Source organism: Alistipes sp. i18-0019-D1 (genome assembly GCF_042852885.1).
Lineage (GTDB): Bacteria > Bacteroidota > Bacteroidia > Bacteroidales > Rikenellaceae > Alistipes.
In genome coordinates, this window is record NZ_AP031424.1 from 580093 (window position 1) to 595384 (window position 15292).

Annotated in this window: 10 protein-coding genes; 4 read left to right on the forward strand and 6 right to left on the reverse strand. The window is 59.1% G+C overall.

Going from position 1 to position 15292, the window contains the following annotated elements; all coding sequences use genetic code 11:
* Nucleotides 1-117: 117 nt before the first annotated feature.
* Nucleotides 118-2274: a glutamine synthetase III gene (locus tag ACGHP5_RS02345; protein WP_290532224.1), complete on the reverse strand. Its 2157-nt coding sequence runs from the start codon at nt 2272-2274 to the stop codon at nt 118-120.
* A gap of 615 nt (nt 2275-2889) precedes the next feature.
* On the opposite strand from ACGHP5_RS02345, the gene ACGHP5_RS02350 reads away from it, so the two are divergent.
* The 4 genes from ACGHP5_RS02350 (at nt 2890) to ACGHP5_RS02365 (ending at nt 8126) form a co-directional block, all read left to right on the forward strand.
* The gene (locus tag ACGHP5_RS02350; protein ID WP_290532073.1) at nt 2890-4737 is read left to right on the forward strand and encodes a methylmalonyl-CoA mutase family protein; all 1848 of its coding nucleotides are present in this window, start codon (nt 2890-2892) and stop codon (nt 4735-4737) included.
* A 2-nt stretch (nt 4738-4739) separates the two neighbouring features.
* Nucleotides 4740-6878, forward strand: coding sequence for a methylmalonyl-CoA mutase (gene scpA, locus ACGHP5_RS02355; protein WP_290532074.1), 2139 nt, complete (start codon nt 4740-4742; stop codon nt 6876-6878).
* Nucleotides 6879-7010: 132 nt separating this feature from the next.
* The gene (locus ACGHP5_RS02360; protein WP_337756899.1) at nt 7011-7349 is read left to right on the forward strand and encodes a hypothetical protein; all 339 of its coding nucleotides are present in this window, start codon (nt 7011-7013) and stop codon (nt 7347-7349) included.
* 174 nt (nt 7350-7523) lie between these two features.
* Nucleotides 7524-8126, forward strand: coding sequence for a hypothetical protein (locus ACGHP5_RS02365; protein ID WP_337773197.1), 603 nt, complete (start codon nt 7524-7526; stop codon nt 8124-8126).
* Nucleotides 8127-8197: 71 nt separating this feature from the next.
* Here the strand turns inward: ACGHP5_RS02365 and ACGHP5_RS02370 are convergent, their stop codons facing one another.
* The 5 genes from ACGHP5_RS02370 to ACGHP5_RS02390 all read right to left on the reverse strand — a co-directional run bounded on the left by ACGHP5_RS02370 (nt 8198) and on the right by ACGHP5_RS02390 (nt 15292).
* Nucleotides 8198-9340, reverse strand: coding sequence for an iron-containing alcohol dehydrogenase (locus tag ACGHP5_RS02370; protein WP_337756898.1), 1143 nt, complete (start codon nt 9338-9340; stop codon nt 8198-8200).
* A gap of 288 nt (nt 9341-9628) precedes the next feature.
* Nucleotides 9629-11659, reverse strand: a complete 2031-nt coding sequence (locus ACGHP5_RS02375) for a peptidylprolyl isomerase (protein ID WP_337773196.1) — start codon at nt 11657-11659, stop codon at nt 9629-9631.
* A gap of 160 nt (nt 11660-11819) precedes the next feature.
* Entirely contained in the window at nt 11820-13082 is a 1263-nt protein-coding gene (locus tag ACGHP5_RS02380; protein ID WP_290532079.1) for a hemolysin family protein, read from the reverse strand.
* Between the two features lie 5 nt (nt 13083-13087).
* Entirely contained in the window at nt 13088-13918 is an 831-nt protein-coding gene (lptC, locus tag ACGHP5_RS02385) for an LPS export ABC transporter periplasmic protein LptC (RefSeq protein WP_390567940.1), read from the reverse strand.
* 36 nt (nt 13919-13954) lie between these two features.
* Nucleotides 13955-15292, reverse strand: coding sequence for an enzyme of heme biosynthesis (locus ACGHP5_RS02390; protein ID WP_337756894.1), 1338 nt, complete (start codon nt 15290-15292; stop codon nt 13955-13957).

Genomic DNA, 15292 nt, shown 5'->3' on the forward strand with positions numbered 1-15292 from the left:
TTTTAAGCCGGAGAGTTCCGTGCATCGTGAAGAACGGGACGGATGGATCGTACATGAGGTACATTCCATTCGTCCCGTTCGAGGGATGTGCGGGAATCGCCGCTTACAAAGGGGAAACTACCGCAGGAAGAGCAGTTCGCGATACTTCGGCAGCGGCCAGATCTGGTCGTCGACGATCTCCTCCAGCTTGTCGATATGGCGGCGGATCTCGTCGAAGCAGACAGCCACGGTGTCGTGGTAGGCAATGGCCTTTTCACGCGGGTCCTCGATCCGGTTGGCGACCTTGCGGGCATCGATCATCTCGCCGGTGAGCTTCTGGATCGAGGCCGTATGGTCCTGGATCTTCTTGATAAGCAGAATGTCCGACGAGGCGTTCAGTCCTCCGATCTGATGCATCTTATAGACCTTGTCGAGCAACTGCGCCTCGTATTTCGAAGCGATCGGCACGATGTGGTTCATCGCCAGGTCGCCCAGCACGCGGCCTTCGATCTGGATTTTCTTGGTGTAGGTCTCCCACTTCACCTCGGTACGGGCCTCGAGTTCGACCTTGGTGAAAACCCCCATGTCGCCGAACATCTTCAGGCTCTCCCTGTCCAGGTAGCGGTCGAAGATCAGCGGCGTCGACGTCTCGCAGTCCAAACCGCGCCGCTTCGCCTCGGCCTTCCACTCGTCGGAATAGCCGTTGCCGTCGAACCGGATGGCCTTGCAGGCCTTGATCATCTGCTTGAGCACCTCGTAAATGGCCTTCTCCTTCTTGGCCCCGGCCTCGATCTTGGCGTCCACGGCCTTCTTGAACTCGGTCAGTTCATATGCCATCGCCGAGTTGAGCACGATCATCGCCTCGGCACAGTTGTCCGACGAACCCACGGCGCGGAACTCGAAACGGTTGCCCGTGAAGGCGAACGGCGAAGTGCGGTTGCGGTCGGTGTTGTCCAGCAGCAGCGTCGGGATGTGCGAAATGCCGCTCATCTTGAAGACGTTCTTGGCGTCGAAACGGATGGCATCGTCGCCCTTCGATGCGGCCAGCTTGTCCAGCACGGCCGACACCTGCGTTCCGAGGAAGGTCGAGATGATGGCGGGAGGCGCCTCGTTGGCGCCCAGCCGGTGGGCGTTCGTCGCGCTCATGATCGACGCCTTCAGCAGACCGTTGTGCTTGTAAACCGCCGAAATGGCGTTCACCAGGAAGGTGATGAACTGGAGATTCTCCGAAGCGGTCTTGCCCGGGCCGAGCAGGTTCACGCCCGTATCGGTTCCCAGCGACCAGTTGTTGTGCTTGCCCGAGCCGTTGATCCCCTTGAAGGGCTTTTCGTGCAGCAGCACGCGGAACTGGTGGCGGCGGGCGATCTTGTCCATAATGGTCATCAGCAGCTGGTTGTGGTCGTTGGCCAGGTTGGCCTCCTCGTAAACCGGAGCCAGCTCGAACTGATTGGGAGCCACCTCGTTGTGGCGCGTCTTGACCGGGATTCCCAACTTCAAGCACTCGTATTCGAGGTCCTTCATGAAGGACATCACGCGCGTCGGGATCGCCCCGAAATAGTGGTCTTCCAACTGCTGGTTCTTGGCCGACTCGTGCCCCATGAGCGTACGCCCCGTGAGCATCAGATCGGGACGCACGGCCCAGAGACTCTCGTCCACGAGGAAATATTCCTGCTCCCAGCCCAGGTAGGAAAAGACCTTCTCGACATTCTTGTCGAAGTAGCGGCACACCTCCGTGGCGGCCTTGTCGATGGCCGTCAGCGAACGCAGCAGGGGCACTTTGTAGTCGAGCGCCTCGCCCGTGTAGGCGATGAAGACCGTAGGGATGCAGAGCGTCGTGTCGACGATGAAGGCGGGCGACGTGGGGTCCCAGGCCGAGTAGCCGCGGGCCTCGAACGTATTGCGGATGCCACCGTTGGGAAACGACGAGGCGTCGGGCTCCTGCTGCACGAGCAGCTTGCCGGAGAACTCCTCCAGCACGCCGCCCTGGCCGTCCGGCTCGGCAAAGGCGTCGTGTTTCTCGGCCGTGCCGCCCGTCAGGGGTTGAAACCAGTGGGTATAGTGGTCCGCACCGTGCTCCAGCGCCCACTGGCGCATGCCCGCCGCGATGCTGTCCGCAACTTCGCGCGTGAGCGGCGTGCGTTTTTCCATCGTATCGAGCAGAGCCGCATAGGTGCGCTTGTCGAGATACTTCCGCATGGCCGCACGCCCGAATACCTTCTTTCCGAAGTAGTCCGACGGGCGTCCTTCGGGAACTTTCACCTCGACGGCCGTGTGATTTATGGCCGCATCGACCATCTTGAATCTGAGTAATGATGACATATACCTGACTGATTAAGGATTAGTGTTCGTAGAAAAAACCGCGCGGGGAAGGACCCGATAATTGCAAACTAAAACCTAACCTGAAATTCAACCGGACAACTGCCTCCCGGCAGGACCTGCCGACCTAACTAACCCGGGGTCGCTCCCCCGCTGCGGTGCATCTTTCGTTCCGGTTACAAATGTACGAATTATTCCGTTACGTTGTTTTTCCAAAATCACTGTTTTTTCAAAAAACATGTATTTTTTTCATCGTTTCCCTGAAAAAACACCCGTTTTTCACCACATACACCCGAAATTTTCGGTCATTTTCCGAAAAACACCCTCATTTTTCACCAAAATCCCAATAAATCCGATTTTTCGTTTTTCTCAAAAATCAAGGATATAAAGACCAATTTTCAACCAATTTTCCACACCGGACACACTATCCGCACCGGGCCGTCCGGAAATGCGGCGGGCAGCGATATCCGGAAAAAACCCGCCGCACTGTTATTTTCGTAACAATTTCTTGTTACAATTCGGTAATTAATTTGTACCTTTACGTGCAATTTTGAAACAGAACGAAACTACACACATACTAATCTCTAAATAGTCATGGCAAATACCAAACGTGAAAAGCTGTTCACCGAGTTCCCGCCGGTTCCGACCGAGAAATGGGAAGAGGTGATTACAGCCGACCTGAAAGGAGCCGATTACGAGCGTAAACTGGTGTGGCGTACGGGAGAAGGATTCAACGTCCGCCCCTACTACCGCGCCGAAAACCTCGAAGGCATCCGTTTTCTGGGCTCGCAGGCAGGCGAGTTCCCGTACGTCAGAGGTACGCGCAGCCACAACCGCTGGCGCGTGCATCAGACCGTCGAGGTAAAATGTCCCAAGGAGGCCAACGCCGAGGCGCTGAAACTCCTCAACTCGGGCGTCGATTCATTGGGCTTCTCGATCGCGAAGGAAGGCTTCACGGCCGAAGAACTCGATCAGCTGCTCGCCGGAATCTCGATCCCGGCCATCGAAATGACCTTCTGCGGCGCGCAGACGGGCAGCATCGCCGAACTGGTGATCGCCAAGCTCGAAAAGGAAGGCGTAGCCTCCGAAGCGCACGTGGCGTTCTCGATCGACCCGCTGGTGAAGGGCCTGTCGCAGAAAGGCGACTTCTGCTCGCCCAACGGCGAAAAGTGCTTCGCGAAGATCGCCTCGCTGATCGAAAAGACCCGCGAGTACAAGCACATCCGCATCGTGACCGTTTCGGCCGGCATCTTCTCGAACGCCGGATCGACCATCGTCGAGGAGCTGGCGTTCGCCCTCTCGGCCGGTAACGACTACATCGCACGCCTGACCGACGCCGGCGTGGACGCCGAGCTGGCGGCCCGCAAACTGCGCTTCTCATTCGCGGTGACCTCGAACTACTTCCTCGAAATCGCCAAGTTCCGCGCGGCGCGCATGCTGTGGGCCAACATCGTCAAGGGTTACAACCCCTCGAAGAACTGCGCCTGCAAAATGCACATCCACGCCCGCACGGCGGACTGGAACCAGACCGTTTACGATCCCTATGTCAATATGCTCCGCGGCACGACGGAGGCCATGTCGGCCACCATCGCCGGCGTACATTCGCTGGAGGTGACGCCGTTCGACGCCGCATTCGAAAATCCCACGGAGTTCTCGAAGCGCATCGCCCGCAACGTCGAACTGCTCCTGAAGCACGAATCGCACTTCGACCAGGTGGTGGACCCCGCAGGCGGTTCGTACTACGTGGAGAACCTCACGCAGTCGATCGCCGCCGAGGCCTGGAAGCTCTTCCTCGAAATCGAAGAGAAGGGCGGCTACGCCGAGGCTTACAAGGCCGGCTTCATCAAGGAGCGCGTAGAGGCTTCGGCCGCCGCCAAGGACAAGGCCATCGCAACGCGCCGCCAGACGCTGCTCGGCGCCAACCAGTTCCCCAACTTCACCGAAGTGGCCCCGAAGGAGATCACCGCCGAGGCCGTCACCCGTCCCGCTGCCGAAGGCAACGTCCTTACGCCCTACCGCGGCGCCATGGCCTTCGAGGCGATGCGCCTGCACGTGGACCGCTCGGGCAAGCAGCCCAAGGCGTTCATGCTCACCTGCGGCAACCTGGCAATGGCCCGCGCCCGCGCCCAGTTCTCGTGCAACTTCTTCGCCTGCGCCGGAATCCGCGTGCAGGACAACACCTTCTTCAAGTCGATCGAAGAGGGCGTGAAGGCCGCACTCGAATCGAAGGCCGAGATCGTGGTGGTCTGCGCTTCGGACGACGATTACGCAGAGGCCGCACCGAAGGTGAAGGAGCTGCTCGCCGGCAAAGCCATTCTCGTAGTCGCAGGCGCACCCGCATGCGCACCCGAACTGGAGGCCCAGGGCATCACGAACTTCATCTCGGTGAAGTCGAACGTCCTGGAGACTCTGAAGTTTTATCTTAAAGAAATGGGCATCTGATCATGAGAGCTAAATTTTCAGAACTGACATATGACGGAGGCGGGCAGAAAAGCTGCTGCGCCTCGAAAGGCTGCGGACAGGTTGAGCCGTGGCTGACGGCCGAGCGCATCCCCGTCAAGGGCGCCTATACGGCCGAGGACCTCGAAGGCATGGAGCACCTGAACTACGCGGCAGGCATCGCCCCGTTCCTGCGCGGCCCCTACTCGACGATGTACGTGATGCGTCCGTGGACCATCCGCCAGTACGCCGGCTTCTCGACCGCCGAGGAGTCCAACGCATTCTACCGCCGCAACCTCGCCGCGGGACAGAAAGGTCTGTCGGTGGCCTTCGACCTGGCCACGCACCGCGGTTACGACGCCGACCACCCGCGCGTGGTGGGCGACGTGGGCAAGGCCGGCGTGTCGATCTGCTCGGTGGAGGACATGAAGGTGCTGTTCAACGGCATTCCGCTCGACCGGATGTCGGTGTCGATGACCATGAACGGCGCCGTACTGCCCATCCTGGCCTTCTACATCGTGACGGGCCTGGAGCAGGGCTGCACGCTCGACCAGCTGGCCGGTACGATCCAGAACGACATCCTCAAGGAGTTCATGGTGCGCAACACCTATATATATCCGCCCGAGTTCTCGATGCGGATCATCGCCGACATCTTCGAGTACACCTCGAAGAACATGCCCAAGTTCAACTCGATCTCGATTTCGGGTTACCACATGCAGGAAGCAGGCGCCACGAACGACATCGAGCTGGCCTACACGCTGGCCGACGGTCTGGAGTACCTCCGCGCCGGCGTCAACGCAGGCATGTCGATCGACGCCTTCGCACCGCGCCTGTCGTTCTTCTGGGCAATCGGCATGAACCACTTCATGGAGATCGCCAAGATGCGCGCAGCGCGTATGCTGTGGGCCAAGATCGTGGGGCAGTTCAACCCCAAGAACCCCAAGTCGCTGGCACTGCGCACCCACTCGCAGACCTCGGGCTGGTCGCTCACCGAGCAGGACCCGTTCAACAACGTGGCCCGCACGGCCATCGAGGCCATGGGCGCCGCACTGGGACACACCCAGTCGCTGCACACCAACGCCCTGGACGAAGCCATCGCCCTGCCGACCGATTTCTCGGCGCGCATTGCGCGTAACACGCAGATCTACATCCAAGAAGAGACCAACATCTGCCGCGAGGTCGACCCGTGGGCAGGTTCCTATTACATCGAGACGCTGACCAACGAGATCGCCCACAAAGCCTGGGAGCGCATCGAGGAGGTCGAGAAGCTGGGCGGTATGGCCAAGGCCATCGAGACCGGCATTCCGAAGATGCGTATCGAGGAGGCGTCGGCCCGCAAACAGGCCCGCATCGACTCCGGCGAGGAGAAGATCATCGGTATCAACGAATACCGCCTGGAGAAGGAGGCCCCGATCGACATTCTCGCCGTGGACAACACGGCCGTGCGCGAGAGCCAGATCAAGCGGCTCAAGGAGTTGCGTGCCAACCGCGACGAGGCTGCCGTGAAGAAGGCGCTGGCTGCCATCACCGAGTGCGTGAAGACCAAGCAGGGCAACCTGCTCGAACTGGCCGTCGAGGCCGCCAAGGTCCGCGCCTCGCTGGGCGAGATCTCCGATGCCTGCGAAGTGGTCGTAGGCCGCTACAAAGCTGTTATCCGTTCCATTTCAGGTGTTTACTCTTCAGAAGTGAAAAACGACAAATCCTTCGAGCGCGCCAAGGAGCTGTGCGCCGAATTCGCCAAGAAAGAGGGCCGTCAGCCGCGCGTGATGATCGCCAAGCTCGGCCAGGACGGACACGACCGCGGCGCCAAGGTGGTCGCCACGGGTTATGCCGACATCGGCTTCGACGTCGACATGGGTCCGCTGTTCCAGACTCCGGAGGAGGCCGCCAAGCAGGCCGTCGAAAACGACGTGCACGTAGTCGGCGTATCGTCGCTGGCCGCCGGCCACCTGACGCTCGTGCCGCAGATCATCGCCGAGCTGAAGAAGCTCGGCCGCGAGGACATCATCGTCATCGTCGGCGGCGTGATCCCCGCACAGGACTACGATGAACTCTACCGCGACGGCGCCGCCGCCATCTTCGGCCCCGGTACGCCGATCGCCACGGCAGCCATCAAGATCCTCGAAATCCTGCTCGCCGAGTAAATTCCCGGCATCCGAAAAGAGAAACGCCCGGTCTTAAGACCGGGCGTTTTTTTGTTCCGAAAAGACAAGGTTCGCAAAAAATCCATATCTTTAACACGGTACTGCGTCACAAACCTTCAAAACTTCACGCTCATGAAAACCCGCTTCAAAATCGGCATCTGCCTGCTATTGGCCGCAGGATTCGCGGCTTGCGACAAAGACGAAACGCCCGTGGTCGGGCAACTGAAAGTCGAATACATAAATATGGAGGCAACCTTTGTCAACATATATACGGAAGCCGGTAACGAAATCTACTCAAAACAAAATCCCAAATCCAACTTCACGGTGGATCTGAATCCCGGCAACTATGCCATCCTGTCAGGTTCATCAGGCAGCAGCGGTAGCGGCAAAGAGTATTTCCAGATTCAGGCCGGACGCACGACACGCGCCTCATATCATAATTCCGGCACGCCGATCATCAACTACGAATAGCTTTCCGATTTACGCTCTGCCGCGGGTTCCGATTGCAGGGCCGAAAACAAAAAAATCCTTTCCGGAACTTTTCGGGAGGGATTTTTTTATCCGCCGGAGACTGGAACGGGAGTTTTTGCGTTATCTTTACAACTGAAACTGAAAAACACAAATTCATTCCAACGTTCCACTCTCATGAAGAAAACCCTCATTCTGTTGCTTGCCTGCTGTGCCTGCATCCGGTCGCAGGCGCAGACTCCGGAGGCGACCGCCGCACCGGAACCCTCCGCAACCCGGACCGACAGCACCCTGACATTCCCCGAACCCGAATTCATCGGCCAAGCGCTGGCTATCCGGCCCGACAACAGAACCGAACAACTCGTCCAGGAGAGCCTGGCCCCGCGCCACCGTTCGTCCACCGGGCAGAAACTGTTCGGCATCGGAAAGGACCACATCGACGAAATGACGCTGAAAGGCACACAGTCCCCCGTCCGGTTCCGGAAGAACGACGGCATCGCCTTCATCATCCGTGTTCCGGACAACCTGATCGACCCGATGTCGGTGATCAGCGTCTTCCGGTTCAAGGTCAAGAAGAAGATGCGGATCGCCGAATACGCATCGGTCGGAACCTTCGGCGACCAGCAGCGCAACACGCTGGAGCGGCAGCCCTTCACCTCGCGCCGGTTCGGAAGCAGTTCCTACCTCATCATCCTCAAGGATGTCCAGGAGGGCGAATACGGCATTACGGTGGACGCATTGGGCAGTCTCAACGTTTCGACATTCGGAGTGGACGAGTGAACCCGCATTCCATGACAAACAATCCCCGCAGCTGAAGTTGCGGGGATTGTTTTGTTCGGATGCCTATGGAATCAGAGGCAGGCCTCCAGAATCCGGCGGGCCATGGCGCCGTCGACGTTCTGCGCCTCGCCGAACCTGTCGCCCGCGGCGTTGAAGCGGCGTTCGATCTCGGCAATCGTCTGCTCGCCGATGCCCTCCTCCGAAAGGCGTGTCGAGAGGCCCAGCGAACGGAAGAACGCCTCGTTGGCCGCAATCGTGCGGTCGATACGCTCCTCGTCCGAGCCTTCCGTAACGCCCCAAATACGTTCACCGTATTGCAGCAGTTTGCCGCGTTTCTGCTCGCGCAGCACGCGCAGCGTGCCGTTGATGACGATGGCCAGCGTCGCGCCGTGCGTCAGGGAGTGCAGCGCCGTCAGCTCGTGGCCGATCATGTGCGTCGCCCAGTCCTGCGTCACCCCCATGCGGATCATATCGTTCAGGGCCAGCGTCGCCGAAAGCATGTACTCCGACATCGTATCGTAATCGCGTTCGTCCGCCAGTGCTTTGGGAGCGATCTCGACCACCGTATGCAGGATGCCTTCGGCCCAGCGGTCCATCAGCCGCGACTGCCCGGGAGTGGTCATATACTGCTCCAGCACGTGCACGAAAGTATCCGCGAGTCCGCAGGCGATCTGCCGCTTGGGCAGCGAATAGAGTGTCTCGGGATCGAGGATCGAGAAGACCGGGTAATCGCCGTAGAAAGCATACTTTTCCTTGGTTTCGTAACGCGAAATGACCGCTCCGGAGTTCATCTCGGAACCCGTGGCCGACATGGTGAGGACCGTGGCCAGCGGCACGGTCTTGCCGGCCTGACCCTTGAGCACGATGTCCCACGCATCGCCGTCGTAGAGAAGGCCCGCGGCGATGAGTTTCGTGCCGTCGATGACCGAACCACCGCCGACAGCCAGCAGGAAGTCCACCTTCCGCTCTTTGCCCAGCGCAATGGCCTTGCGGAGGGTCTCGACAGAAGGATTCGCCTCGATGCCCCAGAACTCGACCAGGTCGCGGCCTTCGAGTGCGGCGACGACCTGATCGTAGACGCCGTTACGCTTGACACTGCCCCCGCCGAAGGTCAGCATGATACGTTTCCCGGCGGGAATGAGTTTCGGCAGACGGGCGATCTGGCCCTTGCCGAAAACCAGTTTGGTAGGATTGTGATAGATGAAGTTGTTCATGGCGAATATTTATTTATTCTATATGAAGATCATGAATAACCGGACGGTTCCGAAACCGGATTGCATATAGTTCGGCGGAGCCTTCCGAGTGTTAAAAAGGTCGTTACGACCCTAAAGATACGAAAAAAGCCGGATTGCACAGAGGATTCCCTACCAATTTTCGATCAGTGCGGCGAAAGCAGCATATTTGTGCCTGAACGAAGCAGGGCGCGGATGGGCAGTACCGAAATACGTCCCATTCGCGCCCTGCAAGAGCAAGTGCAAAAGATGCACCGTAAAATCAAAAGTTTAGAAGTACTTGCCGCGCAGGTCCTGAATCTTGGCCATCTGCTGGATAGCCGGAATGGCGAACTGCTGGGCCATGCCCTCGGCCATGGCCTGGGCACGGACTTTCTCGCCTTCGGCAGTCTGCCGGTCATCGGTCGTGACATCCTCGACCTCGAAGACATAGATGCCCGAAAGTCCCTTCACGGGAGCCGACAGCACGCCCTTCTCGGCCGATGCGATAGCGCCTACCAGGCGAGGCTCCATGCCCACACCGTTCACGTAGAACGAACCGAAGGTCACGCCGGAGAACTCCTCCACCTCCGAGCCGAAGCTTGCAGCCTGCTCGGCGAGGGTCGACCCCGAAAGGCTCTTGACGATAGATTCGTATTTCTTGTCGCGGAGCAGCTGCGAACGGATCTGGGCCGAAACCTTATCCAGCGGTGCATACTCGTTGTCGTCGATCTCGGTCAGCGTGGCGATCACGTAGTCCTTGCCCACGTTGAAAATCGCCGAAAGATCGCCCTCCTTCGCACCGTAGGCCCAACGAGCCACCTCGCGCGAATCCTCAAGGCCGCGGATCGTACGGTCGCCCTGAGCGATCGCAGCCACGCGGGGCGTCACGGCAGCCGTCGAAGCGGCATCGGCGAATGCGGCGGCCGAACCCTTGGCGTTGACCATGAACGAACCGGCCTGGTTATGCACGTCGCGGCGCGTGGCGGCCGAAGCCTCCACGGGATAGGTGATCGTAGCCACCTGCACGTGTTTCGAAGGTTTGTCGGCACGGTATACCTGCATCAGCTGGATGGCGTCGCCCGAAGCGATCTTCACGATGTCGCCCTGTTTGGCATTGGCCAGAGCGGCGGCGAACTCGCCCGAGAAAGCCGAGAAAGGCAGCACACCCACTTCACCGCCGTTGGCGGCCGTAGCGTCGTAAACCGAATAGCGGGCAGCGGTCTGCGCGAAATCGCCCCCTTTCTTCAGCGCCGTCAGCAGGCTGTCGGCAAGCGCCTCCTGCGTATAGGGCAGCACGATGTGGCGCACGCCCACCGAGTCGGGAACCATCTTCGAGTCGAGCACGCGGGACATCGTCCACTCGTTGTTCTTCAGCACGGGACCGTACATTTCGCCCGCCATCAGCGCCTTGGCCTCCTCGTCGGAGAGCTGTGCGGCGGAAACATAGCTGTCGGCGATCTTGCCGTTACGGTTGGCGCGGACGAAGGTCTTCACCTCCTCGGCGGCGGCGAACTCCTTACCCACCTCCGTCACGCTCTTCTCAAGCGCCAGCAGGTCATCGTCCGTGGGGGACACCTCGAATACGACATACGAAATCGTACGCGACGGGGTCTGCTTGAACTGGTTCTTATGGCTGTTGTAGTAAGCCTTCACATCACCCGACGACACCTTGACGAGCGAATCGGGAATGGCCGAGAACTTCTTGCCGGCCCACTTGCCCGAGAAAGACTTGTTGGCAGCCTCGACACCGCGGGCGACCTCCAGCGAATTGACGTAAACGCCGCCCTTCACCAGTCCGAAATACTTCTGCACCCCGCGCTCCAGACGGGCCTGCTCGTTGAGCTGCGCCCAGGCATGGGCCGCCTCGGGATTGGTCTCGGCCTGCGCGAGGAACTGGCTGATGGCAGCCACGTTGTACTCGCCCGTGCGGGGATCGGCGAAAGCGTTGTAGAAAGCCTGCGAAGGATGCTGTCCGCTGACCATCGCCAGACGTTCCGGTTCAGTGACGCGAAGCCCCATCCTGTCGAAACCGGGCGTCAGCACGTGCTTGGCGATCAGCGCCTGCCAGGCGGCATTGGCCAGCATGGCCGACTGCTGCTCGTCGCTCTCCTGCACGTTGTTCTGCGACTTGATCTGCTCGTACTGGTCGTAGTACTCCGAATAGTTGATCTTCTCGCCGTCGATCACACCGACACGCGGGTCGTTGCCCGAGAAGCCCATTTCGGTCTTCAGAGAGAGGATGAATGCCAAGAGGGCCAGTGCGATGATGATCGAAAGCACGATGCCGAACTTGGTTCGTAAAGTGTTTAAACTTGCCATATAAATTGTTAATTATTCGTATTGTTTCGAATTATCAGCCAAAGGTAGTAAAATTAATTGTAAAAAGAACAGAATAAAAGCAAAAATATACGCACGCTTTGCCGCCGTAATCCCCGCCGGGGCGGGAATTTACCGGAAACACGGCGGAATCCGGCGGGCGCTACAATTTCTTCACCCGCGCCAGTTCGATGCGCGAACGCGTCGTGCGGAGAATCCGTAATTGCAGGCCGCCGATGAAAACCGTCTCTCCGGCAGAGGGAATCCCCTCGTAATTGAAGATGATGAAGCCCGCCAGCGTGTCGTACTCCTTGCTCTCCTCGATGCCGAGGTTGTATTTTTCATTCAGGTATTTCACCTCCAGGCGGCACGAGAGGACATATTCGTCGGGGCCGACCTGCTTTTCGGTGAGGTCCGGAATGTCGTGCTCGTCCTCGATCTCGCCGAAAATCTGCTCCAGCACGTCTTCGAGCGAGATGACGCCCGCCGTGCCGCCGAATTCGTCGATCACGACGGCGATGTTCGAGCGGTGCTTGATGAAATTCTCCAGCATCAGCTGCAAAGGCATGGTCTCGGGAACGAAATTGACCTCCATCATCACGTCGGCGATCTGCCGGGGCCGCGTGAAGAGGCTTTTCGAATTGACGTAGCCCACGATGTTGTCGATCGATTTGCGCCAGACGAAGATGCGCGAATATTTCGAGTCGACGAACCGCGCCGTGAGCTGTTCGATCGAGGTATCGTCGATGTCCACGGCCTCGACGTCCACGCGCGGAACCATGCAGTCCCTGACGCGCAGGTCGGCGAAATCCAGCGCGTTCTGAAAGAGTTTCAGTTCGTTGTCCGGCTCCGAATGCTGCTCCGAGTTATTCGTATCGAGCAGCGCCGCAAGGTCCTCGCGGTCGAAACTCGGAGTGATGTTCTGCTCCTCGACGCGGCGGCCCAGAAGGCGCAGGATGCCGTGGGACAGCAGCGTGGTGAAGCGCGCCACCGGATAGAGAACGACGTAGAAAAAGTAGATCACCGGCGCCAACGCGCGGTAATAGAAATTGGGATTGTTCCTGAAAATCGACTTGGGAAGGAACTCGGCGAAGAAGATGATGATGACCGTCGAAACGGCGGTATCCACGGCGACCGAGCCGCTCCGGGCGAGCTGCTCCCACCCCAGCGAAGCGTAGATGCCGCGCAGAAGCATCGACATCGACAGCGAATAGACGACCAGCGCGATGTTGTTGCCCACGAGGATCGTGGTGATATACTGTCCCGGATGACGGGCGAAAACCTCGGCAATCTGGTCGAACATGCGGTTCTGCTTGCGGTCGATCTCCAGCTTGAGGCGGTTCTTGCTCGTAAAGGCAATCTCCATCCCCGAGAAAAAAGCCGACAGCAGCAGCATTACGACGATCAGGACGACGGTGGTAAGCATCGCTTTCAGTTTTTGAGTTTGGGTTCGGTGGAAACCGCCTCCTCACGCGGAACCGGACGGGCCTCCGCCCGGGAGTCGTCGAGCATTTTCTGCGGCCGGCGTTCAACCTCCGCTTCGGGCCTTTCGACCTGTCTTTCAGCCGTTCCGGCGGGAATCTCCCGGGCCGGAGCAATCGCAGCCCTTCCGGATTCGGACGCTTGAACGGCGGGCCGGCTGTCGGACGGCTTCGGAACCGGACGCACGGCCGTGGAATCCGCGGCGGTGGAATCGGCGCTTTGTTTCATCTCGACCTCCATACGGCCCTTCATGCGGCGGAAACGCCAGTCCTTGAACTCCTCGTCCGACTCGAAACCTTCGCCGATGAAGACGTCGCGGCCGTTGTTCTGCACGATCTTCGAATCGACGTTCGAATAGATTTTCTTGGTCCGCGCATTCCAGAACAACTGCTGGGTGTAAAGGGTTTTGCCGTCGGATTTCTCGACGACGACGTTGCCCTTGGCCTCCCACAGTTCGCGGTTCTCGTAATAGATGGCGTAGTTGGCCGTCAGCACGGCATCCACCGTGGTCAGCGAATCGTTCTGGTACGTAGTGATCTTCACCCCCTTGCGGAATTCGCGGTAAGGCTCGCGGGCCAGCGAATAACCTTCGAGCAGCGGCGTGACGAAATGGTACGACCGGCGGCCGTTCTGCGACATCACGACCGAAAGATCCTCGCTGTATTCGGTCATCATCGTCTCCTCGGAAGCCGAAGCGCGGCCCGTATCCTTGTCCGCACACGAGAATAGCAAGATAGCACTCCCCATCACGGAGAGTGCTACCCTGATCGTTCTTGTCATGCGTTTTCCCATCGAAACCTGTCGGGAGCGTGGTTTTTAGCGGGGACGGACAGTGGTGGTGATACCGGCGGCCGTTCCGCAGGTCACCGTATAGCGCGCACCCTCCTGCAACTCGTTGAAGAAGCACTCCTCCGAGCTGGGGAAAACCGAACGGAACTTGCCGAGGGAACTCTTGGCGTGCTCCATGTACTCCGAATCGGCCGGGAGCAGTTCGACCGCCTTGGCCATCGTATCGTAAGCGGCCCAATAGGTCGCCAGACCGGCGAAACCGCTGCACGAACCTGCTGACGAAGCATAGCACTGCGCCAGGATGAAGTACGGCACACCGTCCTCGGGATTCAGGTCGCGGGCCTGGCGCGCGGCGGCGGCAGCTCCCGGAATGTCGTTGGACACGAGGCCCACCAGCGCGATGCGCACGAGCAGTTTCTGACGCTCGGCAGGGTCCTTCTCGACATCCAGCGCCTCGTTCAGGTAGGTCTTCGCCTTCGCATAGTCCTTCTTGTTCTGGAAAGCCTGGGCCAGGAACATGGCCGTCTCCGACGAAGGTTTCACCTGGTAGTATTTCTCGGCGATCGAGAAATAGAAGTCGCCATCGCACTTGGCGCGCGACATCAGGGCCACGGCCTGCGAAAGCAGCGCCTCGTCGTCGGGAGCGGCGGCCAGCTTGCCCTTGAAGAGTTTTTCGAGATTCTCACAGCTCGCAGCGCCGCTCAATCCGAACGCAGCGTCGAACTGGCTCTTGTACTCGGCGGCAGCGGGGTTCTTCTCGAAGAACGGCGTCAGACGGTCGTACTCGGCGATGATTTCGTCGGGCATCACCTCGTCGGTATTCTTATAGTCGTCGCAGAGGTTCGAGAAATAAGCCACGACAGTCTCGGGATCGGTGTTGTCGCCGCCGGCCTCGATGGCTGCGCGGAACGCTTCGCGGATACCCTTGCGGTCGGCGGGTTTGTACATCAGGTATTCACGGGCCTTGCGGTCGAGAATATAGGGCGTGCCGTATTTGGGATGGTCGCCGAAATACTCGTTGCGCAGGTCGTAAACGATCATCAGCGAGTCGGTGTACGTGTTTTTCTCGGCGATGCTCTTGGCGCGCGCGATCTTGTTCTTATAAAGCGTGATGCCACGCACGAAGGTATTCTGCGAAGCCTTCGGGCATTTGTCGAGCAGTTCCTTGAGGTAATGCGCGGCAGCGTTGTAGTCCTTGTTGTCGAGCGACTCCTTGAGGAAGTTGCTGTTCAGGATGTTCTGCTCCCGCTCCTGAGGAGTGTCGCCCCAGACCGCGTACTTCGGATCACTGAAATCTTGCTGTGCCATCGCTGCGACTGCAAAAAGCGCACACGCAGCAGAAAGCAGGAATTTAACGTTTTTCAT

What these genes read in the sequence shown, in the direction of transcription:
- ACGHP5_RS02345 (WP_290532224.1), bottom strand. Translation starts at nt 2,274, where the DNA reads ATGGTCGATGCGGCCATAAATCACACGGCCGTCGAGGTGAAAGTTCCC.
- ACGHP5_RS02350 (WP_290532073.1), top strand. Translation starts at nt 2,890, where the DNA reads ATGGCAAATACCAAACGTGAAAAGCTGTTCACCGAGTTCCCGCCGGTT.
- scpA (WP_290532074.1), top strand. Translation starts at nt 4,740, where the DNA reads ATGAGAGCTAAATTTTCAGAACTGACATATGACGGAGGCGGGCAGAAA.
- ACGHP5_RS02360 (WP_337756899.1), top strand. Translation starts at nt 7,011, where the DNA reads ATGAAAACCCGCTTCAAAATCGGCATCTGCCTGCTATTGGCCGCAGGA.
- ACGHP5_RS02365 (WP_337773197.1), top strand. Translation starts at nt 7,524, where the DNA reads ATGAAGAAAACCCTCATTCTGTTGCTTGCCTGCTGTGCCTGCATCCGG.
- ACGHP5_RS02370 (WP_337756898.1), bottom strand. Translation starts at nt 9,340, where the DNA reads ATGAACAACTTCATCTATCACAATCCTACCAAACTGGTTTTCGGCAAG.
- ACGHP5_RS02375 (WP_337773196.1), bottom strand. Translation starts at nt 11,659, where the DNA reads ATGGCAAGTTTAAACACTTTACGAACCAAGTTCGGCATCGTGCTTTCG.
- ACGHP5_RS02380 (WP_290532079.1), bottom strand. Translation starts at nt 13,082, where the DNA reads ATGCTTACCACCGTCGTCCTGATCGTCGTAATGCTGCTGCTGTCGGCT.
- lptC (WP_390567940.1), bottom strand. Translation starts at nt 13,918, where the DNA reads ATGACAAGAACGATCAGGGTAGCACTCTCCGTGATGGGGAGTGCTATC.
- ACGHP5_RS02390 (WP_337756894.1), bottom strand. Translation starts at nt 15,292, where the DNA reads ATGAAAAACGTTAAATTCCTGCTTTCTGCTGCGTGTGCGCTTTTTGCA.